23 protein-coding genes are annotated in these 25425 nt (G+C 60.8%); 9 read left to right on the top strand and 14 right to left on the bottom strand.

Annotated elements, in window-relative coordinates; translation table 11 throughout:
- On the bottom strand, positions 1-798 hold a 798-nt coding region (locus DDF70_RS27105; RefSeq protein WP_170316127.1), incomplete at its 3' end, for an IS256 family transposase.
- A gap of 147 nt (positions 799-945) precedes the next feature.
- Between DDF70_RS27105 and DDF70_RS27100 the strand changes: the two genes are divergently transcribed.
- Both DDF70_RS27100 and DDF70_RS27095 read left to right on the top strand, forming a co-directional pair.
- Positions 946-2166, top strand: a complete 1221-nt coding sequence (locus DDF70_RS27100) for a M24 family metallopeptidase (RefSeq protein ID WP_114947856.1) — start codon at positions 946-948, stop codon at positions 2164-2166.
- A 461-nt stretch (positions 2167-2627) separates the two neighbouring features.
- Positions 2628-3485, top strand: a complete 858-nt coding sequence (locus DDF70_RS27095; protein ID WP_114947855.1) for a universal stress protein — start codon at positions 2628-2630, stop codon at positions 3483-3485.
- 238 nt (positions 3486-3723) lie between these two features.
- Here the strand turns inward: DDF70_RS27095 and DDF70_RS39070 are convergent, their stop codons facing one another.
- A complete protein-coding gene (locus DDF70_RS39070) occupies positions 3724-3939 on the bottom strand; it encodes a DUF3565 domain-containing protein (protein WP_114947854.1) in 216 nt (71 codons plus the stop codon).
- Positions 3940-4296: 357 nt separating this feature from the next.
- Between DDF70_RS39070 and DDF70_RS27085 the strand changes: the two genes are divergently transcribed.
- From DDF70_RS27085 to DDF70_RS27075, 3 genes are all read left to right on the top strand, one after another.
- Positions 4297-5256: an ABC transporter substrate-binding protein gene (locus tag DDF70_RS27085; RefSeq protein WP_162820702.1), complete on the top strand. Its 960-nt coding sequence runs from the start codon at positions 4297-4299 to the stop codon at positions 5254-5256.
- 201 nt (positions 5257-5457) lie between these two features.
- Complete coding sequence (locus DDF70_RS27080) at positions 5458-5826, top strand: hypothetical protein (RefSeq protein ID WP_162820701.1); 369 nt, start codon at positions 5458-5460, stop codon at positions 5824-5826.
- A 102-nt stretch (positions 5827-5928) separates the two neighbouring features.
- Positions 5929-6204, top strand: coding sequence for a DUF1330 domain-containing protein (locus DDF70_RS27075; protein WP_114947851.1), 276 nt, complete (start codon positions 5929-5931; stop codon positions 6202-6204).
- A 51-nt stretch (positions 6205-6255) separates the two neighbouring features.
- Here DDF70_RS27075 and DDF70_RS27070 read toward each other — a convergent pair whose 3' ends face one another.
- The 3 genes from DDF70_RS27070 to DDF70_RS27060 form a co-directional block, all read right to left on the bottom strand.
- Entirely contained in the window at positions 6256-6495 is a 240-nt protein-coding gene (locus DDF70_RS27070) for a DUF7661 family protein (protein ID WP_114947850.1), read from the bottom strand.
- Positions 6496-6674: 179 nt separating this feature from the next.
- Complete coding sequence (locus DDF70_RS27065) at positions 6675-7052, bottom strand: hypothetical protein (protein WP_114947849.1); 378 nt, start codon at positions 7050-7052, stop codon at positions 6675-6677.
- A gap of 67 nt (positions 7053-7119) precedes the next feature.
- Positions 7120-8031 (bottom strand): ketopantoate reductase family protein, encoded by a 912-nt coding sequence (locus tag DDF70_RS27060; RefSeq protein ID WP_114947848.1) that lies wholly within the window; start codon positions 8029-8031, stop codon positions 7120-7122.
- 192 nt (positions 8032-8223) lie between these two features.
- On the opposite strand from DDF70_RS27060, the gene DDF70_RS27055 reads away from it, so the two are divergent.
- Positions 8224-8916 (top strand): class I SAM-dependent methyltransferase, encoded by a 693-nt coding sequence (locus DDF70_RS27055; RefSeq protein ID WP_114947847.1) that lies wholly within the window; start codon positions 8224-8226, stop codon positions 8914-8916.
- Between the two features lie 380 nt (positions 8917-9296).
- On the opposite strand, the gene DDF70_RS27050 is transcribed toward DDF70_RS27055, so the two are convergent.
- Both DDF70_RS27050 and DDF70_RS27045 read right to left on the bottom strand, forming a co-directional pair.
- The gene (locus DDF70_RS27050; protein ID WP_114947846.1) at positions 9297-9629 is read right to left on the bottom strand and encodes a GYD domain-containing protein; all 333 of its coding nucleotides are present in this window, start codon (positions 9627-9629) and stop codon (positions 9297-9299) included.
- Between the two features lie 495 nt (positions 9630-10124).
- A complete protein-coding gene (locus DDF70_RS27045; RefSeq protein ID WP_114947845.1) occupies positions 10125-11459 on the bottom strand; it encodes an alpha/beta hydrolase domain-containing protein in 1335 nt (444 codons plus the stop codon).
- A gap of 740 nt (positions 11460-12199) precedes the next feature.
- Here DDF70_RS27045 and DDF70_RS27040 point away from each other — a divergent pair.
- Positions 12200-13084 (top strand): ABC transporter substrate-binding protein, encoded by an 885-nt coding sequence (locus tag DDF70_RS27040; protein WP_162820700.1) that lies wholly within the window; start codon positions 12200-12202, stop codon positions 13082-13084.
- 242 nt (positions 13085-13326) lie between these two features.
- On the opposite strand, the gene DDF70_RS27035 is transcribed toward DDF70_RS27040, so the two are convergent.
- The 7 genes from DDF70_RS27035 to DDF70_RS27010 form a co-directional block, all read right to left on the bottom strand.
- Entirely contained in the window at positions 13327-14289 is a 963-nt protein-coding gene (locus DDF70_RS27035) for an ABC transporter substrate-binding protein (protein ID WP_245435664.1), read from the bottom strand.
- A 325-nt stretch (positions 14290-14614) separates the two neighbouring features.
- Complete coding sequence (locus DDF70_RS27030; RefSeq protein ID WP_114947842.1) at positions 14615-16354, bottom strand: adenylate/guanylate cyclase domain-containing protein; 1740 nt, start codon at positions 16352-16354, stop codon at positions 14615-14617.
- A 428-nt stretch (positions 16355-16782) separates the two neighbouring features.
- The gene (locus DDF70_RS36985; RefSeq protein WP_162820699.1) at positions 16783-16941 is read right to left on the bottom strand and encodes a hypothetical protein; all 159 of its coding nucleotides are present in this window, start codon (positions 16939-16941) and stop codon (positions 16783-16785) included.
- Positions 16942-17409: 468 nt separating this feature from the next.
- Entirely contained in the window at positions 17410-17820 is a 411-nt protein-coding gene (locus DDF70_RS27025; protein ID WP_114947841.1) for a GFA family protein, read from the bottom strand.
- 149 nt (positions 17821-17969) lie between these two features.
- A complete protein-coding gene (locus tag DDF70_RS27020) occupies positions 17970-19208 on the bottom strand; it encodes a M24 family metallopeptidase (RefSeq protein ID WP_114947840.1) in 1239 nt (412 codons plus the stop codon).
- Between the two features lie 458 nt (positions 19209-19666).
- A complete protein-coding gene (locus DDF70_RS27015) occupies positions 19667-20365 on the bottom strand; it encodes an IS6 family transposase (RefSeq protein ID WP_114947839.1) in 699 nt (232 codons plus the stop codon).
- Positions 20366-20551: 186 nt separating this feature from the next.
- A complete protein-coding gene (locus DDF70_RS27010) occupies positions 20552-22459 on the bottom strand; it encodes an adenylate/guanylate cyclase domain-containing protein (RefSeq protein ID WP_114947857.1) in 1908 nt (635 codons plus the stop codon).
- 510 nt (positions 22460-22969) lie between these two features.
- On the opposite strand from DDF70_RS27010, the gene DDF70_RS27005 reads away from it, so the two are divergent.
- Positions 22970-23464 (top strand): hypothetical protein, encoded by a 495-nt coding sequence (locus DDF70_RS27005; protein WP_245435663.1) that lies wholly within the window; start codon positions 22970-22972, stop codon positions 23462-23464.
- 350 nt (positions 23465-23814) lie between these two features.
- A complete protein-coding gene (locus tag DDF70_RS27000; protein WP_114947838.1) occupies positions 23815-25251 on the top strand; it encodes an IS1182 family transposase in 1437 nt (478 codons plus the stop codon).
- The last annotated feature ends 174 nt before the right edge of the window (positions 25252-25425 follow it).

Below are 25425 nucleotides of genomic sequence, written 5' to 3'. Positions count from 1 at the left end.
CCACACGGCCGCGAGCGCCTGCTCCAGGCCCGGCGCGCCATCCACGATGACAAAGGCTGGCCGGCGCAGCTGGCGCGCGACGAGGTCGTCGAGGACCGCACGCCAAGCGGCCGTGGTCTCGCCGCCCATGTTCCTGACCGCCAGCAGCACCTTCTGCCCGTCCTCACGGATGCCGATCACCACCAGGAGCGAGATCGACGTCGCCTTCTTGTCGAGCCGGACCCGCACCACCGTGCCGTCAAGGATCAGCCGGACGATCGGCTCGTCGGCGAGCGAGCGCTGGTTCCAGGCCTGCCAGTCGGTCTGCACCTGGCGCCAGATCCGGCTGACCGTGTCCTTGCCCACCGCGCCGCCGAACAAAGAGGCCAGCGCCCGGCGCACCCGCCGGGTGTTGGTGCCGGCCAGATAGGCCGAGGCGATCAGGGCATCGGCGGCCTTGGTGCGGCGCTGATAGGCCCGCAGGGCAGCACTCCTCCACTCGGTGGTGCCGCCATCCTCGGTGTGCAGGCGGGCCCGCGGCACGGAAATCTCCGTCGGCCCGAAGGTGCCGGTGAGCGTGCGCGACCGGCAGCCGTTGCGGTAGCCGCGCGTGCCGACGGACGGCTCGCCAGCAGGCGACCGGCCATAGCGGGGTCGGCCGAGAGCGGCCTCCAGTTCGGCCTGGATGAGGCCTTGGATCCAATCGCGCACCCGCTCGCGCACGCCGGTCTCGATCGGGTCGATCCAGTTGTCGAAAAGTCGGGCGTCAGGTTGGCCGGTCAGATGCGCAGAATGTGACTTGCTGATAGGGTCCGTCATGGCGTGGTCTCCAATGGGACCCTGGCGCTCCAACGCCCGAATCCCGTTTTGTGGGCTTCAACACCCGGAGACTACGCCACCCTCTCAAAAGTCCACCACATCCCAGACGGCACCGCCAGGCTGACGTGGCAGCTCTGGGAGAAGTCGATGACCTCCGAGATCTCCTCCGCCACGCCTTCTGACCGGGGAGTTCCCCCCTTCAACCATCAGCAGCTCGACACACTGATGGAGGCGGAAGGCTTTGACGTGCTGATCGTCACGTCCAAGCACAACGTGCAGTACATGCTGGGCGGCTACCGCTTCTTCATGTTCGATTACATGGATGCGATCGGACTAAGCCGCTATCTGCCGATCTTCATCTACTGCCGCGGACATCCCGAGGCGAGTGCCTATATCGCCAACTCGCATGAAACCTTCGAGCACGAGCTGGGGCGATTCTGGGTTCCCAACGTCCAGGCAAAGGCACGGTCCACAACCGATGCCATGCAGCTTTGCATCGAACATCTTCATCACCTCGGCCGTCCCTTGCAGCGGATCGGGATCGAGGCGGGCTTTCTGCCTGCCGATGCGTATCTCGTCCTGAAGGACGCGATGCCACGAAGCGAGATCGTGGATGCGGTCTTCACGCTCGAGCGCCTGCGTGCCGTGAAAACGGCGGCGGAGTTGCAGTTGCTGAAGCAGGCCTCCGAAGGTGTCATCGACGCCATGCTCGCGGTCTTTTCGACCGTGCGCCCCGGTCAGACCAAACGCGACGTCGTTGAAGCCCTCCGGCGCGAGGAGACCGTCCGAGGCCTGCTGTTCGAGTACTGCCTGATCACCGCTGGCAAGAGCCTCAACCGTGCTCCCTCGGATCAGGTTCTCGAAGAGGGCGATATCATGTCGCTGGATTCCGGCGGCAACTACCGGGGTTATATCGGCGATCACTGCCGCATGGGCATCTTGGGTGAGCCTGATGCCGAGCTGCGTGAGCTGCTGGAGCAGATCGAAGAGGTCCAGCAAACCGCGCGCAAACCGCTCCGGGATGGGGTGATCGGTGCAGAGATCTTTGCGGCCGTCGAGCCGCTTATGCAGCGTTTTTCCGGCGGCAATGCGAGCTTTGTCGCGCACGGCATGGGGCTGATCAGCCATGAGGCACCCCGGCTGACCACGAGTAGCCCGTGGCCCTATTCTGCGTTTGACCGGGACCGTTCGCTACCAGCGGGCATGACCATCTCGATTGAGACGACGCTCCAGCACCCTCGGCGAGGGTTCATCAAGCTCGAGGAAACGGTCGCTATCACGAAGGCTGGTTACGAGGCCTTCGGAGATCGTGGCCGTGGCTGGAACCGTGCCGCCTTGGCCGACCCATCGTTCAAGGCCAGCCGGTAATCTCGGTGTGCGACGTCCTAGCGTCTATTTTGATCCCCGGCGGGCTGGAAGGGCTTCATGGAAGCAAGACATGCGCATGGGCTGGCTATAACGTCGGAAATGTCACGTTGAGATCCGAAAGCTTGGATCGGACTTGTAGGGCTGGATAAGACCAACCCTGCTCGCATACCAGCACGAAGATCTCCTGTGGGTCACGGATTGCACTTCAGTATGGCTGTGTGAAGGTCGGCTTTCCGCTCCTGACCTGCCCTCCTCTCTCCTGCTGGAGAGCATGAGGTTCTATGGGGCGGCTGGTTGTGGGGCCCTACAGAAGGTTGGAGCAAGCCCGGTGAGAGGCAGTATTCTATTGCGGGAGGCGCCGTTGCCCCACAATTCCTTCTGCTCTCCATACAGCTTTGCTCCACTGTTCCGGCTATATTGAGTTCGCCTTGGCTTGCTTGTAAAGCGACGGAGGTGGTGACATGAAAACGGTTCTGGTCCCTGTCGAGCAGCATGCATTTATGCGCTCTGTTCTTGATGTCGCCCTCTTGGTTGCCAGCCGGTTCGGGAGCCACATTGAGGGCTTGGCGCTCGGGCCCGATGTTCCAAATGTTGCTGCCTTTGATATCCCGTCGGATTGGACTGTTCTTAATGAGAAGGAACAGGAGGATAGGGTGGAACGGTTGCGGGAGTTGTTCGAGCGCGTCATGCTGTCCCGCGCGGTCCCAACACAGTCTGAAACTCCAGATGGGGTATCGTATAGCTGGACTAGCAAGCAGTTGTTCGGTGAAAGCCACATCGGCAACTTCGGTCGGGTATTCGACCTGATCGTTCTCGGCCGGCCAGGGCAGCACCGCGACCCACCGCCAATGACGACAGTGGAAGCGGCTCTCTTCGAGAGCGGCCGACCTGTTCTGCTCGTCCCACCCTCCGCGCCAGGATCAATCGGCGAGACGATCGTCATCGCCTGGAATGGCACGATCGTCATCGCCTGGAATGGCAGCACGGAAACGGCCCGCACCGTGGCTCTTGGGTTGCCAATCCTCTCGAAAGCCAAGCGCGTGTTTGTCTTGACGATAGAGGGCTGGGGCGGGGATGGGCCTAAGAGCGAGGAGTTGGTCGCTCGCCTTCAGAGACAAAACATTGCAGCTGAGCCAGTCACGCGCAACATGCAGTCGAGAACGGCAGGCGAGGCCATTCTCGAATATGCAACCCAATTACGCGCGGATCTTCTCTTCAAGGGCGCTTACACGCAGAGCCGCCTTCGACAGATGATCTTCGGGGGAGCAACCAGCTATATTCTTACCCATTCGAAGCTGCCGATATTCATGGCACATTGAGGCTGAACCTCAGAGTGTGAAGCGGCACCGAAGGTTGACCCCTCGCGAGAGAAGCGCAAAGCTTTGGCTTAGCCACAGCAAATGGAAATTTGGCGGGGTCATGATCGGCACTGATGATGCCCCCCCGATGCCATGAATTTGCAGCAACGTCATGCACTTGCTGGCAGTCGGCGCAGGGGGCAGCATTCGACGCTGATTCAAACGCCTGGTCTAATTCGGCTCTGTGCCAGCTGAGGGATTAATGCAGATTACCCTGGTCCGGTGGTGCACCGACGTCGCACTTCTTGCAGTTCAGCTCGTGGCCTAGCGCCCTATCGCGGCCTTCCTCTGTAATCACCCAGGGACGAATGGTCCAAGGCGGATTATGGCGGACATGTTGATTGTGGCCACATTCAAGTTCAGCAACCCAGTGCTGTTCTTCGTCAAGGTGAAAGCTGACAATCCGTTTCTTCATGTTCCAGCAAAACGTCAGGCGCCCACAAGTCCAATGAGCCTTAATGGAGCCGAGGGGAGGAGAACCACATGGCGCAGTATTCAAGAAAAACAAAGAGATAGGCTGAGGTAAAACCTACTTTGGATCAGCTTTGTGTAACAAAAGTCCTTCCCTACAGCGCTTGGCACGAACGACTGCATTCGACCTCAGAGCGGAAGTACGGCCAAGGTAGGCCCAGTGCCCTACCGGACCTTCCCGGTTGACATCTCCAACTTCGCGGAAGTCATGTGTGGACGGCCTCGTCACATTCCGTGGCAGCGAGTAGGATTGGCTCTGGTAGTCCGGTGTGAGGGTGATCCGATGAGGCGACGAGACCTCTTGCTCAGTGCGCTTGCCATCTCACTGCTTCCTACTCCGCTCCTTGCGCAGACGCCGGAGAAGGTCTGGCGGGTCGGCCTGGTGACCCCCAACCAGTTCGGCGCACGTACCTTCCGTCGGTTAAACCTTCCGGAGCTGGCACGCCTTGGCTTCGTAGAAGGGCGTAACCTCAGTGTTCAGGTCTTTTCTGCCGACGACGTCTATGAGCGCCTTCCTGCTCTTGCTGTCGAACTTGTCGCAACGAAGCCCGACGTCATTGTTGCCGTGGGTCCAAGCGCCATCAGGGCGGCTCGGGCGGCGACCAGCACCATTCCTATTGTCATGGCCTATGGAGGCGAGGACCCGGTCGCAGCAGGATGGGCCCAGAGCTACGTCCGTCCAGGCGGCAACATCACAGGTGTCGTCCTCCTCAGCCCGGAACTGGATGGAAAGCGCTTGCATCTCCTGCACGAAGCCTTCCCCACGAGGCGGCGCATCGCGGTGCTGTTTCATCGCCGCTCGCTGAACACTCCCACGGATCGGTCGGTTCAGACCATCGCGCAGACGGCCGGGATCAGCATCGAGAGCTTCTACACGGCGGGACCGGAGGAGTACGAGACGACCTTCAACGCGATCCGCTCGTCCGGGGCAGACGCCCTCCTGATCGCGTCCTCGTCTGTCTTCGCGAACGACGCTGCCCGTCTGGCCGACTTTGCTCTAAAAGCCGGGTTGCCCGCCATCTGCGAGTGGCGTGACATGGCCACGAGTGGCTGTCTCATCGCCTATGGGGTGGATCGTGCTGCTCTCCAGAGGCGTGTTGCCGACTTCATCGCCCGTCTCCTTCGTGGCGCACCAGCGAGTGAAATACCTATCGAGGACCCAACCACGTTCGAACTCGCCGTCAACCTAAAGATAGCTAGGACCCTGGGCATTGACGTTCCAACCCCGCTCCTCGCGCAGGCCGATGAGATCATCGAGTAGACGCGAGAAGACCCGCGGTTCAATTTCGCGGAAATCGTTCATGGAACCGGAAAAGCCCGCCCTCGGCTCGGGTTGATTGTAGGTCCAGCGAAAGGGGCGTATTCTCAAGTCTGAGTTGACCTCGGCTCTCTCGCAGCCCCTTGAGGCTTTGACACCGGCCCGAGCCGCCCCTGAGGGACCAGGCCCGTAAGGGAGGGGTGTATGTCTTTAAGATCAGCCTTGATGGCCGCCGTTCTCGTCATCAACCTGCCACTGCCAGCCCTGGCCCACGACATCTACTCGCATCTGAGGGACGAGGAGGGCGCGAGCTGCTGCGATGACCAGGATTGCCGCCCGGCCTTCTATCGGTTCATCTCGGGCGACCTGCAGATGTTCGTGGATGGCCAGTGGGTCGACGTACCGAGCGAACGGATTCAATACCGGGGGTTGCCGGGAGATACTGGCGAAACAGCCGGTGGACATTGGTGCGGCTCGTTCTACCAGCCCGATGTTAGCAGCCGCAGCATCCTGCACATGACGAAATGCGCGATCCTGCCACCGCAAGCTGCGTCTGCTCAGGACAGGCCGTAATTTTCGGTCACCCGTTTATGAAACTGTCCTCGGCAGATCCCAGTCCGCTTGATGAACATGATATCTTGGCTGCGTTGAAGACCAAGTCGTAAGGAGCGCGATATGCCAAAAGGCTACTGGGTCGTATCGGGTGACGTGACGGATCCTGAGGGATACAAGGCCTACATCGTGGCGAACGCAACCGCCCTCGTAAAGTATGGCGCCCGCTTCCTTGTGCGAGGCGGCAAAGCGGAGGTGGTCGAGTTCGAGGACTTCGACACGGCTTTGGCCTGCTACCACTCCTCGGAATATACTAAAGCCAAGGCATTTCGCGACGGCAAGGCTGATCTGAACATTGCTGTCATTGAAGGATACGATGGGCCGCAGCCTGGAGCATGAGTTCCAGCGCGGATTACCGCCGCAATTCCGAGAGGACGCTTCGACAAGCACTCAGACCCGAGTGACAACGTCACCCGGCTTCGCCCACTCATGGAAGATGTCGTCCAGATACGAGGCAACCTTCCCTTCCGGCAGATCCGGCGGGATCACGGTGCTGTTGTCCCTGCGTCGCCTGCCCTCGCCATCGACCCGGTAGGCGATCCACGCATCACCCTCGCGCCGAAGTTCGATTAAGAACCGACCGTAGACGTTGAACCGGAGCGGCCCTTGCGTGTCGTCGGTCTCAGGCATGTGGAGTCCTCCCTGAAAGAGGCTCACGCATGATGCCATAGGTGCCACGTAAATCCGAGAAGACGCTTTTTGGTCAGCGGTTCAGCTTTGCCTGAAGGGTGGCCAGAAGCAATTGCCAACGGAGGTAAAACCGCTTCAGGACGGTCTCGAAGTTCCCGTAGCGTGCTCTCGGCGGCCACTCAGACGTGAAGCGTGAACCACGGCTCCTGGCCGAAACGGGTCCTGAATGCGTGGATCTCGTTCCGGTTAAGCCGACCTTTGAGAACGAAGGTGTCTCCGGCCGGAAAGCCTTCACTCCAGGAGACGCCGAGTTCCCGCGCAAGCGCGTTGACCACTTGGGCCTTCTCCGGCGAATGCTCGAAGGTGATCGTCACTGGCTGCTTTTTCTGCATCGGCGCGGTCAGTCTCACCACCTCGAAGGTGCAATCCTGGCAACAGCCGAATGCCTGCCCCTCCTCACGGGAGTCGAACGGGCCGAACACGTTTCTCACCTTGCCATCCCTGATGGTGACGACAGCGAAGCTGGGGGCAGTGAAGTACTCGTTGTACTCGCTCATCTCAGAAGCCCCTCCTCACCCACAGTGGAACGACGATATCCGGTGCCGTTGAGCTGCACGGTCAGCCTCAAGCCGGGTGAGCATGCAGGTGCAGAGCGCGGTACACCGCCGTGTGGGCTGGCGTCGGCACTCCCAGATCTGCGCCGAGCGCATGCATGCGCCCGGATAGCCATTCGAGTTCGAGCCGCTTGCCACGGGCAAGATCGTTGGCCATCGAGGATCGCGTCTCGGGAGGCAGAGCCTGCCATAGCACCATGAACCGTCGGTGATGCTCTTCCGGAACGGGATGGCCGGATGCCGCTGCCACCGCCAAACCTTCATCACGGAGTTGCTCGATGAAGAGGCGGGCCTCCGGGTCGGCCAGGATCGTTCCGATGCCAGCCCGCATCAGGGTTGTGGCTCCGGCGAAGGCGCAGAGGATCACGAACTTCTCCCACAGGACGGGGGCAACGTCCTCCACAGTCTCGATATCGATGCCGACGCCCCGCTCACAGGCTTGTCTTAAGGTTTGCACCACCGGATCGCTGGCCTGCTCCACCACCAGGCGCCTGGAGCCGCCGGGCACGCTGATCACCCCGGGCCGTGCGATGGAGGCCGCAACGTAGATCGAACCGCCAATGAGTTGGCCGGACGGGACATGCCGCGCGAGGATGTCGAGGCTATCGATCCCGTTCTGGAGCGTCAGGACACGGGTGTGGCGGCCAACGAGAGGCGCAAGGGCTGCCGCGGCCCTCTCGCTGTCGTAAAGCTTGACCGTGAACAGCACGAGATCCACTGGATCGATCTCGGCAGGGGCGTCCGTCGCTATCACCTGTGGCAGATGCAGGTCACCAAACGGGCTTTCAATGTGTAGACCATTTTGGCGCAGAGCCTCGAGGTGAGCGCCCCGGGCCACGAAGGCCACCTCCTCGCCCACGGCAGCCAGCCGGCCGCCCAGGTATCCGCCTATCCCACCAGCGCCCATCACCGCGATCCGCATGGCCGGCCTCCGCGCTCCGTAAAGGATACCAGATTGAGGCCGGGTCGCGAACCAGCATGCGCGGCGAAGCACGCCGGGAGCTTGACGGTTCAGGGTGAGCACCTCCTCTCGGGCCGAAGTGTGATACCCTTCATCTCCATCAGGCCTGAGGCCTAACCTCGCCCAGGAGTTGGTGTTCCGCGGGAGGGCGTCATGGCCACGCAAGCCATCTTCCAGACCCAGTGGCAGACATACCGCAAGGTGATCGACCGCAATTACATGTTTCACCGCGAGGTCTACGGCCTGCTGCACGAGATCCTGGTCACGGAAGCCCCGCAGCCCTTCCGTTTCCTCGACATCGCATGTGGAGATGCCACAGGCAGTGCAGCCGCCCTCAAGGAAACAGCGGTCGCCCGCTACGTCGGAATCGACCTGTCAGAGCAGGCCCTGGCTCTCGCAGCGGAAACCTTGAAGCCCCTGCCCTGCCCGGTCACTCTTGTTCAGGCGGACTTCGCCGAGGCGCTGGCAAACTGGTCGGAGCCGGTAGATGTCGTCTGGATCGGGCAGTCCCTGCACCATCTCGGCACGGATGCCAAAGGCGGCGTGATGCACCACGTGCGGCGCATTCTGAATGCCAACGGTCTGTTCCTGATCTGGGAGCCAACCCTGAGCGACGGCGAGGACCGCGATGGCTGGCTTGATCGCTTTGAGCACGGCAGCCCCCCCTTGTGGCCTGACTTGGATGCGACCGAGTGGGATGCGATGATCACCCATGTTCGTGCATCCGACTATCCGGAGCCCGTTGCTGGATGGCGCGCCCTAGGGCTGAACGCAGGCTTTCGCACCGCCGAGACGGTGTTCGTGGCGCCAACCGAACTGGCACGGGTGTATCGCTACCGGCCATAGAGCGCATTGCGGATCAGGGGGTAGCTGACAAATCCCGTTACCGTCCGCATCAGACTTCCCACATCTGACTTACACTTTTCCAGCAGATCAAAAAGCTCCTTGGCTCCTTGACCAGAATAGATTCTGATCACAGCGTGGATGGATCTTTCCTCTCCCAGACATGAGAGTTGGCGGCACTCGCCCGAACAGCGCCCTCTGTCACGGGTGGAATTTCAGCACTGGGCCAGGAACTGAGCCGTTGGGTGTGGCCTTACGAAAGTCAGCTAAGGCTGGGCATGTCAAGGCACACCCAATCGTGCGGGTTCAATCCGAATGCTCGAATGGGACCGACACTCGTGTGCTCGATCCGATGTGTGACCTGCGGTGGGCAGACAAGAACGCTACTTGCCTGGTCGTTTGTAGTTTTCCGCGGCCTTGCTGGCGCCCGCAAAAACCTGCTGGGCCTCCGAGGGGGTGAACGCCTCCGTCGTCTCATTGTCAGTGACGCTGCCGGCAGCGGCGGCGGCCAGAATGAACGCCGACGCCTCTTTGGCGCTGGGGGCCTCCGTGATCAGCAGAAAATCATAATGGCCGAGGGTGATATAGAAGCTCAGGAGCTTCGCGCCGGCGGCCTCGACCAGATTACGGACGGCTGGCAAGCGATCTTCGGGATTGGCAACGAGGTTCCTGATGGACTCTGCCGCATAACGGCCACGTGTGATGTAGATGGGCATCCGACTTCCTCCTGAGTTTGACCGGAGTTCTCAAACGCTACTAACGGGCTGGATGGCAGCCCTTGAGCAACCCGCCAATCACACGCCCGCGAACAGTAATCGTCAAGCGAAGATGTTCGTGAATTCGGTTAAATGACATGCGCATAAGAAGTGTCTATTTCGATGCAATATCAATCATGCTTGCGAAGCGCTGGCAGAATATTTGCCGCTCTCCCGGATAATTGTGATCCGCATTTCGCTGAGTGGGACGTGACGGAGGTGTGGCGCCGCCCCCATTCCGCGATATTCTAGCATATGCCACCCACCGAATGGTCCGGAATGGGTCAGATATTCACGTTCCGATCGCCCAAATGAACGTCGGCTCTCGAGCGCCGAAGCGGACCAAGTCCTGACGTCTCAGGAGTGCAAAGACTGCCCTTATTTGTCCGTGAGACGGCGTGAAACACGCAGGATAGCTCGGCTGAACCCGTGCACGCTCCTCCCCCGCACCTGTTTCTAACGGGTTAAGCCCTTCGCCTGAGCCGTCTGGACGTAGGCTTGGGCATCCTCAGGGAGAATTTGCCGAAGCCGGACGAGTTCATCGGCTGCGGCAGCGACCGAGCGAACATAGGCCTCCTGACTCGGATAAAGGGTCTGAAGCTTCGTTGCCGGGAATGACTCGAAACTTCCACTGATTAAGAAGAAGAAGTTCCCGTTCTCATGCTTCCATGCGAGACCATTGTAGCTGCCAACCGGTGCGCCGACGTGCTCCCCGTTCGCGAGCGTTGTCGGCAGATGCGGAAGCCTCAATCCACCGAGCGCATTCCCGTCCGCATCGCGCTTTGCCTCTCTGAAGGGCATCCCCTGCACATTCCGAGCGGAGTCGTCGCTCAACTCGATCAGGGCGTTGGCTGGCGGCTCCGCTCCCTTGATCCAGCCTTCCATGTTGACGAGAGCCGCGCGAAGCGCGGGTCCGAAGTCGACCGGGTTCTGTTCGGGAAGACCGTGCTGCCGGAAGTCCGCGGCGCTGGCGGGAATATGCGACACACCTGCGACTTCGATCACGCGATAGTCGGACCCTTCTCCGCGGTCTGCGAACCCTCCGGTCTCGACATCAGTCTCCGTCGCAAACACCATGACCTTTCCACCGTCGGCCACAACGCCCGGGCAGGCTTTTCTTTTCTGCGCCACCAGATCACGACAGGCACCGCCATCCCCTCCGAGAATACTACCCTCGAACACGGGCCTGCCGGAGCGTGTGTTGTATCGATCCGCATGCCAGCCCCGCAGCACCGAGCCAGACTGCGAGAAGCCGTAGGCGATAGTGGTCGTCGCGGCCGGGGGGCCATCGGGCATGTATTTGGCGGCATTCCGGGCGAGTTCTGCGGCATCCGCGATGATTGTGTAACCATCGGCCGGTGCAGCGATCGATCCCGTCTTGAGAGCCTCGACGGCGGTCTTGTCCCAGAGGGGCGCGATGTAGGACCGGCCGGCTCCGAACAGAAAGTCGTCACCCATGTGAATGCGTGCCACGGGGAGGACGCGCCCGCCGATGACCCACTGCTCTTTGCCGATGGTTACGGTATTCACGACATCGACTACTGCCACTCCACTAGCGTCGGCGGGGTTCGTGGGGAAGGCCATTGTGACGGGGACCGAGTATTCCCCACCGGACGCTTTGCCCTCCAGCGTGGCTTCGACTTGCCGGTAGCTCTTCCCATGGAACGGTCCGATGTCCTGGGTGGAATTGACGGTGACTTTGCTGATTTCAGCAACCGCGGGAGCCGGCACGACAGGTGCCAGGCCGAGAACGGCAGTGGCGACTATGCTCAATGCGCTGCGAGATTGCATTGCTCGATCCTCCTGTGCTTCTGCGTCAGAGGGTCTGAACCAGCTTGAGCAAGAGCATTGACGCCACGGCTCCTATGCACCAGCCGGTCATACGGGGGGTATTGGATGCCAATTTCCAGGCCGCGCTCCTCTGCGGCAGGCGCAATTGCGCATCAAGATCATACACCCATTGCGTCACCGAGGTGGAGAATTCAGCGTCAGGACAATGCGTTCGGCACAACCCGAGGCCTCTCCTTCACGAATTGGCGGGCTACGGCGGTGTCGGCCCTGAGCGGACCTCAACAGAGCACATCGAGCCGCTCTCCACCAATGTGGCAACGCCTCATTGGACCAGGCACCGAAATTCGCTGCCCTTGAGGAAGGTCCGGCTCGATGAGGATTGCTGCCGTCGGGCTCTGGTCTCGGGCGTGCCACTTGGAGACATTGCGGGTTCATAGGTGGATTTTCGTGAAAGGCTATGCCTAGCCATGGGGATTTCTACGGCATTCGGCCGCAAACGCCACCGGACTTGATTACATCGCGGCTTGTCCTGCTGGCATCGGCTTGTCGTTAGGGGTAACATGAGAACGAGGCACGTTATCGAATAGCGCACTATGATGCCATCATGAGGTGGTCGGATGAGGCGGCGCGATCTCATCCTCGGCGGAGTGCTCGCCGCGAGCTTTGCACGGCGAGCACCGGCACAGCCAAGGAACCGTGTTCGGCAGCTCTTGCTGGTAGGGAACGCTTGGTCCGATCAAATGACCTCTGACCCGGCCTCACCGCGTTGGCCCGTCTTCCTGAAAGAACTCCGACGTCACGGCTATGAAGCCGGCGTGAACCTTGCCGTGAGCTGGCGTGAAGGTGTGGAGGATTGGGGCGGTCCGCGGGACGAGTGGACCGAAGTGATGGACGACATTCGTCGGCTTGCGCCGGATGTCATCGTAACGACCTCGCATGGCTGGGCGCGTTTGTTGAATTCCGTGATCGGCACAATCCCAATTGTCGTCTCAGCTCTGAGCCCGATCGAACAGGGAGTCATATCGAGCCTTACGCGAGCATCCGGCAGCATCACAGGCATCGCAATTGACCTGGGACCTGACTTCTACAGCAAGGAGCTCGATCTCCTCTTGGAGGCGGCGCCAAAAATATCCTATGTCGGGTTGCTCAGCGCAGAACGAACCTATGGGGGCATGCGACAGCTTTGGCGCGAAGCCCAGCAGCGCGGTGTCGGCATCCAGGAATTTCCCTACTCCAGCGACTACGAAGCCCGCTTCGGTTCCATGGTGCGGGAAGGAGCAACGGCAGTTCTCGTCCTCGCGGATGCCAACCATGTCCCTCACGCCGATCGGATTGCACGTTTGGCGAGACAGTACCGGCTGCCGCTCATGAGCCCGTTCCGTCGGATGACAGAGGCCGGCGCCCTCATGTCATACGGCATTGACTGGAAAGGGGTGGATCGAGGTCTTGCGGTCTACACGGCGCGCGTGCTCGGCGGGACCAAGCCAAGTGAACTCCCCTTCGAGCAGCCAAGCCGCTACGAACTCGTGCTCAATCTCCAAACAGCCGATGATCTTGGTCTGACGTTCCCTGGCTCGCTTATGGCTTTCGCCGACGACGTGCTTGAACGACGCCACTCCCCTTGATGCCATTCAATGTCATCGGACCGATGAGCGCCAAGAATCGCAGCATTCGGCAGTAACGACCGCATGGATGCGTAAGCGACTGGTAATGAAGCCTATTCCTGGATCAGGTGACTCGAGTTGAGGCAGATTCGAGTCACCCAGATGCGCTGGGCTGCCCAGAGGACGGATTGAGGTGAGTGGCTTTTGCTGTCGAATGCAGGATTTCTACAGCACCGTTAAGAGTTCCATAGGCTCATCCTGTGTCATTCAATCACTTTGTCAGCACGCAAGAGGAGTTCGGGCGGGATCGTCACTCCAATGGTGCGAGCCGTGCGCAGATTGAGGGACAGCTCAAAACGGGTTGCCTGTTCAATCGGAAGGTTGCCCGGTTGAGCACCTTTCAGGATCCTGTCGACATAGAGAGCGAGGCCGCGCACAAGGCTCGCATAATCAGCCGAATACGCCATGAGACCGCCCAGTTCCGTAAACCAGCCGCCCCAAGCCATCACAGGTAGCTGTTCGGCCAGAGCCACATCGGCAATGTGCTTGGCCTCAGAGGCGAACATCATGTCGGGCAGAACAAAGACAGCTTGCGCTCTCTCCGCCTTCATCTGATGAATAGCGCCATCCAACGCACTCGGCTCACGAACTTGGCGGACAACGAGCGTGATGCCAAGGAGTTTGGCGGCCTTGCGCGTGTCCTCCTCGAAGGGAAGATGGGATACGTCCGGGTTCGCCAACACCCCGATGGACGAGATCCCTGGAACCATATCCTTGAGCAACTCCAGGCGCTTGCCGGTGAGCTCGGTGGCGTAATAGGTCAAGCCTGTCAGATTGCCTCCCGGCTTTGCAAGGCTCTGGGCCAGTCCGGAGCCAACTGGGTCTCCGCTCAGGATCGTGACGATGGGAACGGTCCGGGTCACCGACCGGGCCATATGCCCGGCGGGCTCAGACTCTGAGACGATCACATCGACCGGCAGCTTCACCAGTTCAGCCGTTGCTGGTGCAAGCCCGTCATATCGTTTCCCTGCCGAACGGCTCTCGATGACAATGTCCTCACCTGGCTTGCGGCTCAGGTCTTTCAGACCAGCTATCAGGTCCGGCATCTCGCAGGTATCCCACGCGAGCAGGCCAATTCTAGGATGGCTGATGGCAAACTGGGCAACGGCCAACGCAGGAAAGCCGAGCGCGGTGAGACAGGCAAGAACACTTGTGCAGAGGCGCATTGGCATCCTCCTGTGTTCTGGAGCCCACGAACACGGAGCGTGAAGCCCAGTATACAGCCAAGGGCAGCCAGACGCACACGTTTCGGGACACGGTGTGCGTGTCTCCAGGCCGAGTGGGAGCCTACCGTGTGAATGTGAAAGAGCCAGCCAGGGAATGTCCGGTTAGGGTCAAAATTTCACGTTCCGACTGCCTAATGAACGTCGGCACTTGAGTGCCGAAGCGGACCAAGCATGCAGGACTCAGGCGTGCCAAGTGCGGAAGTTAACCGATGTGACACAGTTGATCTCCTGGCGGGACTTGGAGCCAATCTGGAGCACCTGACCGTTACTCCGGCAGACCAGCCTTCCGATACCCGTCCACGAAATGGTCGCGCATTCTCTCATCCCGGAAAGGCTGGGACGAAGCCCAAGAACTGATCGTGAAGTGTGGATTGTTCGCCATGAACAATGTCGCTTCTTGGTGTGCCTCGTCCATGGACCCGAGTTGAGCCAGACTCGCGGCCAGGATGCGTCGCGAGCCACTCCGGTAGGTCGCCTCGTTGCGCAATGTTTCGACGGCATTTTCGTACTGGCGCGCTCCATACTGGGCCAACCCGAGTGCCCAGTAATACCATCCCGCCGGATGTGGGTTCAGGCGGAGCGCTTTCTGGACCCCTTCGATGGCAGCGGTGGACTGTCCATTGTACGTCAGAAGCTCGGACTGCATCGCCCAGGCATCGGCATGGTTCGGATCCAGCTTCAGCGCGGTCGCATACTCTGCATCCGATTCCGACCAGCGCCCCTCATACGCGAGCAGAAGACCGAGAACCCAACGGCTCCCCGCATCGTTCGGGTCGAGCGCGACCGCTTTCTCCGCCAACTCAACGGCTCGGTGCCGCCCCGGCTCTATGGGGCCGCCCCAATGCACCCATGTTGCCCAGAGATTGAAGGCCAGCCATCGATGGGCCTCGGCATAATCAGGATCGAGAGCAATCGCCTGTTGCAGCAACAGGGTGGCTTCGCGCTCCGCTTCTGGCGACCTTCCGACCAGTGCACGGGCACGCACGCACAGATCGTAAGCTCTCAGGTTTGTGGGCCGAATCCGTGGAGGCGGTGCCGCAAGCCGGCCGAGCAAAGCCTCCACAATCCGAGCGATCACCTCGTCCTGGACACGGAAGATGTCTTCCAGCACGCGGTCAAATCGCTCCGCCCACAGGTGCTCGCCTCTGCTCGCATCAACAAGTTGGGCATTGATCCGCACCCGCCCGGCCGCTCGTCGGGCGCTGCCCTCCAGGAGATAGCGGACGCCAAGATCGCGAGCGATCTGACGGACATCAGCGGCCTTGCCTTTGTAGGCGAAGGTCGAGTGGCGTGCGATCACGAACAGTGCGGGATGGCGCGACAGGTCGGTGATGAGATCCTCGGTCAGACCATCGACGAAGGCTTCCTGTTCGGTGTCTTGGCCCATGTTCGTGAAGGGAAGGACCGCGATCGAGGGCTTGGCCGGAAGCGCCAAGGGCTCTTCGACCCGGCTGGATGCTACTGGCTGGGCCGTATTATCGACGGTGATCCGGTAGACATGCACCGGCTCCGCAATGTTCTTGAGCGTTTGCGGGCCCAGAGCAGCAAAGTCGGCCGGAAGCTTGCGCTTGACCTGGTCGTAGACACCGCCGGACAGACAGATCCCTCCTGGCTCGGCCAAGCTTTCCAGACGGGCAGCGACATTGACGCCATCACCGAAGAGATCACCCTCCTCGATGATGACGTCTCCAAGATTGATGCCGATCCGCAATATGATCCGGTACGGCTCCGGGAGGCCCTCATTGGCCTGTGCCATCTGCTCCTGCAAGGTGATAGCACATTGGACGGCGTCGACAGCGCTGCCGAATTCGACGAGGACCCCATCACCGATGAGTTTCACCAGACGGCCGTGATGCTCTGAGATGAGAGGGCGGACGATCTCGCGCCATCGTGCCTTGAGGGTTGCCAATGTCCCGGTCTCGTCCTGCTCCATCAGCCGGCTGTACCCGACGACATCTGCGGCCAGGATAGCGGCAAGGCGTCGGTGGGCCCGGATCGCAGCCATAAACGGTGCCTGCTTATGAGGACATGGTCGCCACAATTGTATGGCGGCCTCCCTTGTCAGTCCATTCAGTGGAATGTCCGGGTTGGGTCAAACTGAGCCGTTGGGCGTCGCCCTATTAAGGTCAGCTTACTCTATTAATACGGAAGTTCAGCCTTCGTCTGCCTCGTGCCTGAACCATACATTCCAAACGCGCAGACGAAGCGCCCTCTCCAGTTCGACTTCGAAGCCCATCGTCGTTGTGCGCTGATGCTACTAGAATGCAGATACATTCCCCTGTGACCTCGCTCACAGATCCCAGACCGGGCGCATCCTAAGCTCCTCACTTGTCGAAGAGGAGCCCTCCCATGAAACCCGGAATTATGACATTCACCCGAGTTGCCGTCGCACTCTCCGCCTGTTTGATTTTGGTTGCTATACACGACGGAGCCTCAGCACGGGACCGCGGCTACGATGGCAGCGGCTTCGTGGTGCGCGATCATCGCATGCCGCCTGTGATCCGTGATCATCGTGAGCCCGTGATCGTTCGAGATCACCGCGAGCCTGTGATCGTCCGGGATCATCGGGCAGAACCCGTGATCAGAGACCATCGCACTATTCCGGTCGTGCGAGATCGCCGAATGCCACCAAGCCCTCAGGGCGGAGTGACCGTCACATCCTCTGGAAGCAGGCGCGGTGGATCGCCCTGCATTCGTTCGGTGTTCGGTGGACCTTGCTTCGGCCTGTGATGTGGATCCGGGGCAAGCGCGGATGTTCTGCTGCCCCCGCTTCGAATGCGAGTGTTCGATGTGATAAGCAGCCGAGCGGTACCTGAAATGGGCTTATGAAGTTCAGAACCGAGGGGGGCAATCGCTCCGTCAAACACCTGCCCCAACCTAAGAATGGTCCGGAGTGGGTCAACCTGAGTCCTCAACTGAGGTCGCGTGAAGGTCGCCTCGCGGACTCTTTGCGGACGTAAGGCTAAGGTCAGCCTGGTGCCAACAGCGGCCCTTCCTGGTTCACAAATTCATTTTGCGGAAGCGTTTACGGCACGTGTGTTGGTAAGAACCCTACGGGCGTCAATCTGGTCCCATTTCAAAACGCTGTTGGGTCTTGATCTCATTGGTCCAGGGCAGGGCCGAACGACACCAGATCTGCCTTCGTGGCATGAGCTCCCACCGCTGACGGATCGTTCCGACCCGGAGGTTGTAGACCTTGGGTCCATCACTCTCTGACGTCGAGTAGATGGGCGCCCCACACTCGGGGCAGAACCCGTGAAGCCGTCTGGCTCCACTACTGCCAATCTTCACGTAGTTCTTCACCTCACCCGAGAGCAGCGTGAAGGCACCCTCCTTCGTGGGAGCCACCGTGCGGAAGGCTGATCCCGAGAGTGTCTGGCAATCGGTGCAGTGGCAGAGCCAGACCTTCTCGGGCTCGATCTCCGCCTCAAAGGTGATGAAGCCGCAGTGGCAGCACCCGTCGATCTTCATGGCGCACCTCCTGTTCGTTTCAGAGGTGATTCTATGTCTAATCCGAACCTGTGTCGTGCGCGCGACAGGGAGCGCGTCATGCGATGATCTTGCAGCCTCTCACTCCTATCGCCGCGCGACACTTCTCTCGCTTAGAACAAGCTGGATGGTTATCTTTGCCTTTGTCTTGAGCATCGGTTCCAGCCACGACCTTGGTCGCCAAAAGCCTCATAGCCGGTGTCTGTTACTGCGACAGTATCTTCGAGCTTGATAAAGCCTCGCTTGGGATGATGCATGGTCGTTTCGACCGACACAACCATGCCCTGCTCAAGCGGCCGGTCCGCGTCATAGTCGGGATACGGAATCGGACCAGTCCTGGTCAAACGCGGGGCTTCATGGCTGATGATGCCCATGCCGTGGGCCAGGAAGCTTGTGTAGCTCTGGTGGGCCGATCGGGACAGCAGCTCCTCGACTGCCGTAAAGATCTCATGCCCATGAGCACCCGGCTTTATCGGCCTGCGGGCTGCCTGCTGAATGGCTTCGATCTCGGCCAGGAGGTCCTCAAGCTCCGCATCGGGTTGTCCCAAGATGCCCATCCGACACAGATCACCGATATACCCCTGGTAATTCCCGCCAGAGTCGAGCGATACGATATCGCCTTCGCGAATGATCTGGTCCGACGGCGCTCGGTTGAAGCTGGTGCCCGCCGTAACCAAACAATACTCGAACGCCAGGTCGCGTGCCTGCTCCTCGCGACGCAATGCGTGGACGAGATCGTTCTTTGTCCACCCCGGCGTCGCCTTCTCGAACACAGCCAGCATCGCATCGATCACGCGCTCCGAGGCTTCCCGCAAACTTGAGAGCTCAGTGCCTGTCTTTCGGGCCCTGAGCCGCTCCAGCGGGAGCAAGGCGTCGATGAATTCGGCATTCGGTAAGCCGGCCCGGAGAGCCAAATAGGCGTCAGCCGGAAGGAATGCCGCTTCGATCCCGATCCGTTTATTCTCTGCCCCGAGGCGTCGAACGTGGTCGATGATGGCTTGGGCAACGTCGAGCGTTCCCCAAGTCGAATGCTGGACGGTTGGGGTCCAGAACCTTCCAAGGTTCTTTTCATACACCTCCAGTGCGTTCGCGACATAAATTGCATCGTTCGGCGTGCCCTTTGGATAGATCAGGGCCGGCAAATAGCGGCTCACGCCGACCGCATCCATGTAGGCGAAGAAAAAGAAACGGTACCCTCCAAACAGGTACTGGATGCTATGTTTCGAGGTTGCAACAAGGATATCGATGCCAGCTTCATCCAGGAGAGCATCCAATCTCTTGGTATCGAAGGGGATGGAAGCGTTGTTCACTTCACGCGAGACGGCTGATGATGTCACTGGTTCCTCCACCCGCTCTGAACGATCTTCCATAAGGCTCTCGCCCGAGCGCGGAATTGGCAACGGGTCCGGGCTGGTTAAAACGGGGGATCCTCACCTCCTCCGGCTGTGCGTCGGGCATCCCCTACATTGGCCAGACGGCCTGCGGCAGAGGCGGATAGCCCCTCGCATCTTCCGCAGGCGGAGAACGCCTTCTCGGTTACGGAAGGTGGCGTGGCTTGAAGGAGCCAAGCCTCATAAAAGTCGGCTTAGGATCGACCACGGCCCTTAAGCGTGGCCGTATAAAGGTCAGCTCATCGGGCAATTGCTGAAGTACGGCTAAGGTCCGCCTCGTGCCATTTGTATGGTCCGACCGTGCGTCGCAAGATGATGTTGGCGGACTGACGAACGTGAGAGCTGCATCAATGTATTCGGCCTCGTGGTGGAGCCTCTGCTCGGCTATGTTGCATTAACTTGGAAAGGGCACGACGAACCTAGCCGAAATGAATGGCTCAGGCGGCAAGACCGAAGAGCTGGTTCACAAGACGGATTTCGCCTGTCACGCCGCGCTGTGCCAAGCTGCAATGGCCGCGGCGGATCATCCGCATGACCTCAAAGCCTTTGATCGTCGTGTAGGCTGTTTTCATCCTTTGGAAACCGCGGGTCGGCCGGATCAAGCGCTTGAGCGCGCCGTGGTCTGCCTCGATGATATTGTTGAGGTATTTTGAGGTCCGGTGTTTGACATCCTTCGACAGCAGGCCCTCCTCCTGCAAACGCTGGATCGCCGTGGGATACGATGCCAGTTTGTCGGTCGTAATCGAGGATGGCGGATGGTCGCTCACCGTCTTCAGAGCTTTGCGCAAGAAGCGATACGCCGCTCGGCTGTTCCGGCGGTCGGACAGCATGAAGTCGATGAGCTGACCGTGCTTGTCGACGGCCCGGAACAGATATTTCCAGCGCCCACCGACCCGCACATACGTCTCATCCACACGCCAAGAGCCTGAGCGAGGTCCTTGGTACTGGCGCACCCGCTTCTCGATCTCCGGGGCGTAGCGCTGAACCCATCGGAAGATGGTGGATGGGTCGACCTCGACACCCCGCTCCTGCATCATCTCGGCGAGATCGCGGTAACTGATCCCGTATTTGCAGTACCAGCGCACGCACAGCAGGATGATCTCAACCGGAAAGCGGCGGCGCTTGAACAGAGACAACAGAGCGGCTCCTTAGAGCATCGAACGCAAAAGTGGGAACCGGTTTTGCGTGGAAAGATGCAGGAAAGCAAAAGCTTAGAGCATCGGACGTGAGTTCGAATTTGCGTCCGATGCTCTAGATAGCTGCCCCTCTTTATACGGCCAAGGTTAATGCAACGGAGCCACCCAATGGGCCATCGAGTCTCGCTACGATTTGATGCACTCCGGAAGTCGCACCGGCTTAGGAAAACGGGCCAACTCCGCGGGCCGGGCGCAGGCCGGAAAGCCCGCCACCCGCAGCGTCTCGATGAAGCGCTGCCGCTCGAGGTCATTCATGCCGGGACCGTTGACGAAACCCTCGATCGTCAGGTCGGGAAACCGCTTCAAGGCATCCGCCACCGCGGCCCGTGCCTCGTCCATGCGGCCGAGACCCGCAAGCGTGCCGGCACGCCGCAGCGCGACGCCTTGATTCCACTGGTCCGGCGACAGGCGTTCCAGCATCTTCAGGGCATCGTCGTACCGACCCACCATGAAATACGCATAGCTGAACGGTTTCGCCTGCCATGGAAGATAATACGGGTTGAGCTGGATGGCCTTGTCGGCTGCCTCCACACCGCGTTCGGGCTTGCCGAAGGTCACGGCCCAGCCCGCATAGAAAGTGAGCAACTCGGCCGAACCCGGGTTCAGGCGCAGGGCCTCTTCGAATTCGGCCTTCGCCCGGACGAGATCGTCCCCCATGCCGAGGGCGGCTCCCATGACGGCGTGAGCTTCGGCATCGCTGGGATCGAGCGCGACCGCCCGTTCGGCAGCCTCTCGGGCGAGGCGGTGCGCCTGCTCGGTATCGCCGCCGAAGCTGGCTGCGTTCTCGTAAGCCCAATAGAGTTCGACCCACGCCCGAGCCAGCGTCGGGTCCAGCTCGGTCGCCCGCTTCAGGAGGCGAACGGACTCGTTGACGCTCTCCTTGGTGACTTGCTCCAACTTCTCGGTCCCCAAGAGGTAGAGTTCGTAGGCGTTCAGATTCTCAGGCCGCTTCCGCTTCGCGGCCTTGCGCCCCGCCTCCTGGATCAGCCCGGCACCGCTGCCGAGCCGGTTGGCCACCTGCTCGGCCATCTCGGTCTGGATGCCAAACACATCCTCGGCGGGACGATCCCAGCGCTCGGACCAGATGTGGTTGCCGCTCGTGGCATCGATCAACTGTGCCGTGGCGCGGATTCGCTCGCCCAGGCGCTGGAGCGAGCCTTCCAACACATAGTTCACCCGAAGGTCAGTTCCGATCTGCCGGACGTCGGCCGGCTTGTTCTTGTAGACTGCGGTCGAGTTGCGGGCGACGACCTCGAACTCCGGAAAGCGGGCCAGATCGGTGATGATGTCCTCGGTGATCCCGTCCGCCAGCCGCCCCGTGGCCTCGTCGCCGTTAAGGTTGTCGAAGGGAAGCACGGCAATGGAGGGCTTGCCGGTGTATGCCGGCGCGGTCGGCCAGAGCCACCAGCCGACCGCCGTGCCGCAAAGGAGCAGGACGGCGGCAATCGTGGTTCGCCAAGGCCTCGGAAGGCTCCGGACGCGCTCGTATACCGACGGCTTGGCCGAATCCAAGCGTAGCCGGTAGGTTCGGATCGGCCGATCGATGTTCTTGACGTGCTGCTCCCCTGCGAACTTGATCGGCAGGTCGATCTTTCCCTGAAGCTGATCGTAGGCCGTGCCGGAGATCATCACGGCACCGGCAGGACAGATCTTCTCCAGGCGTGCTGCGATGTTGACGCCGTCGCCGAGCAGGTCATCTCCCTCAACCACGACATCGCCGAGATTGACGCCGATGCGGAAGACGATCCGCCACTCGGACGGAACATCGGCCTGGTGCTTGGCGACGCCCGTCTGCATGGCGATGGCGCACGCAACGGCCTCGACGACTGAGCCGAACTCCGCAAGCGCTCCGTCGCCCATCAGCTTGACGATGCGGCCGTGATGCTCGGCCAGCAGCGGATCGATCACCTCGCGGCGAAGGGCTTTCAGGACCGATAGAGTCCTGGCCTCGTCCTTTTCGACGAGGCGGGAGTAGCCGACGACATCTGCGGCCAGGATTGCCGCCAGCCGCCGCTCCGCCCATGCAGTCGCCATGGCCGTCTCTCCCTTCAGGAGACCCGCCAGCGGGAGCCGCAGGCGATCGACGCGGCACACCCGTCAGGCCGCCCGACATCAGATCGGCGCCTGCCCAGGATAGCACCGGGAGGCTTTGCTGGCGATGCTTTGCCGGAAGGCTAAGTTCAGAGAGATAGGCTTCAGGAAGCGATCACCGCAAAAATCCGCAACGCTTCAACCCGAGCCGTTCGGCATGACTGTCTGAAGGTTCGCTTGCCGCAGGAAAGCGGTTCCTCGATCTACTTCCGCCCGGTGCCATTTCGAGACGTTTGATCGAAGCGGAAGCCTCCGCACGGGGAAGGTGTTGACCCAACGTGTGGTCAGACGCGAGGTCTCTCTTATGTTCTCCAGGAACGATGATCGGAGTACAATGGCAGGTCGCACCATGACAGGAGGTCAGCCATGTCACGGCTTTGCACTCTCGCGTCGGTTGCGTTTTGCGTTGTCGCGGTCTCTCCCTCAGCTTGGGCTCAGCACACCATGAAGCCCATGAGCGATGAGGAAGCCATTAAGAGTGCGATGGAGGCGGCCCCGCCCGCGGTTGCCAAAAACGCCACCGTCATGGTGGCGAACGAGCAAGGGGAGATGCGCACGGTCCGAAAGGGCACGAACGGCTTCACCTGTATCCCTGACGACCCGAACTCCCCCGGCCCTGATCCAATGTGCATGGACGCCAATGCGCTCGATTGGGTCGCCGCTCTGATCGGCCGCAAGGATCCACCTCCCGGCAAGGTCGGCTTCATGTACATGCTGCGGGGCGGTACCGACTCCAGCAACACCGATCCTTTCGCGACCAAGCCGGAGCCCAACAACAACTGGGTCGAGACGGGATCGCACGTGATGATCGTCGGGGCCAAGGGGATGATGCAGGGCTATCCGCGTGATCCCAAGCCGGACACCTCGCAGCCCTATGTCATGTATGCCGACACGCCCTACGAGCATCTGATGATCCCAGTGCAGCCGCCCGAGGTCCCAACTCGGTAACGCTAAGCCTCCATGGGGATCCTCATGGAGGCTTCAATATCGGCGACGGGCTCACAGATGCGTGGAATAGCCCGAGCTCTGAGTACCCATGCGCTCGACCTCGAACTCGAGTGGCACCATCCCGGCCTTGATAGTCAGCATGCTTCGACGATCTCACCCGGCCTGAGAGGGTGCTCCAGATCGATCCGCATCAGGTGAAAGCTGCTGAGGTGAGCCTCCCGCAAGTAGCAAAGATCAGGCTAAGAACGTATCCATATAGATACATCGCGAAAGTCTCCTGTGGGTCGAGGCTGTGTCAAAACGCGGAATCTAGTAATCTGGTTGGGTCAGTACGGACTGGAGGGATCGCGATGAAGCGGTTTGTCCAAGGCCAGGAGCGCAGCCAAGGCACCTTGTTCCCGGTCTGCCTCGACGAGTACGTCAGTGACGACAATCCGGTGCGGGTGATCGACGTCTTTGTCGAGGAACTCGACTTGCATGCCCTGGGGTTCGAGAGTGTCATCCCACAGGCGACGGGCCGCCCGGCCTACCATCCGGCGGCCCTGCTCAAGATCTACATCTATGGCTATCTCAACCGCATCCCGTCCAGCCGCCGCCTCGAGCAGGAGACCGGCCGCAACCTTGAGCTGATGTGGCTCACCGGCCAGCTTCAGCCGGATCACAAGACCATCGCCCGCTTCCGCAAGGACAATGGACCGGCCATTCGGGCCGTGTGCCGCCAGTTCGTCGGGCTGTGCCGCACGCTCAACCTGTTCTCGCAGGCGGTGGTGGCCATCGACGGCTCCAAGTTCAAGGCGGTCAACGCGCGGGACAAGAACTTCACGCCGGCCAAGCTCGCCAAGCGCATCGAGCAGGTGGAGGCCAGCATCGCACACTATCTGTCCGCCCTCGACACGGCCGATCGGCAGGAGAGCGAGCTGGCGCAGGTGAAGGCCGGGCGGATCAAGGACAAGATCGCGGCGCTCAGAGAGCAGATGCAGCAGTTCCGGGAGCTGGAGCAGCAGGTGCTGGCGGCTCCCGACCAGCAGATCTCGCTCACTGATCCGGACGCGCGGGCGATGACCAACCGGGGCATCGGCACGGGCATCGTCGGCTACAACGTTCAGGCCGCGGTGGATGTCCAGCACCACCTGATCGTCGCACATGAGGTCACCAACAGCGGCTCGGATCGGGGCCAGTTATCGGTGATGGGCCAGCAGGCGCAGGGTGCCATGGGCACGCCGAGCCTGGAGGCTCTGGCGGACAGAGGCTACTACAAGGGCGAGGACATCCTGGCCTGCGAGAGAGCTGGGATCACGCCCTATGTGCCCAAGACCCTCAACTCGAGCGCCAAGGCTGACGGACGCTTCGGCAAGCAGGACTTCGTCTATCATCCCGAGGATGACACCTATCGCTGTCCCGCCGGAGAGCGCCTGACGCGACGATGCTCCACCATCGAGCATGGGATGCTGCTGCATCTCTACTGGACCAGCTGCTGCCAAACCTGTGCGCTCAAAGATCAGTGTACGCCCGGCAAGGAGCGCCGGGTCAGACGCTGGGAGCATGAGGATGTGCTCGATGCGATGCAGGAGCGGCTCGATCGGGCCCCGGAGACGCCGCGTCTGCGGCGGCAGACGGTGGAGCATCCGTTTGGAACGATCAAGGCCTGGATGGGTGCTACGCACTTCCTGACCCGGACCTTGGAGCGGGTGCGCACCGAGATGAGCCTGCACGTGCTCGCCTATAACCTGAAGCGGGTTCTGGCGATCCTCGGACCAGGGCCGCTGCTGGCAGCAATCCAGTCCTGAGGGGGCATCGCTCTAGGCACCCAAGCTGATCACGATGGCTGGGACACCAGCAAGAATGACATCCAGCCTTGTCGATGAGCCAAACGGCCGTTGTCACCTGCGCTCCAGCCGATCAGAGGATCACAGAGGTGAGCTCACTCGGTCCCGATCTGCGTTTTGACACAGCCTCGGTCA

The organism is Microvirga calopogonii (assembly GCF_003347665.1).
GTDB lineage: Bacteria > Pseudomonadota > Alphaproteobacteria > Rhizobiales > Beijerinckiaceae > Microvirga > Microvirga calopogonii.
The sequence above is the reverse complement of the archived record's forward strand: the minus strand, read 5'-3'. Positions and strand labels throughout refer to the sequence as shown.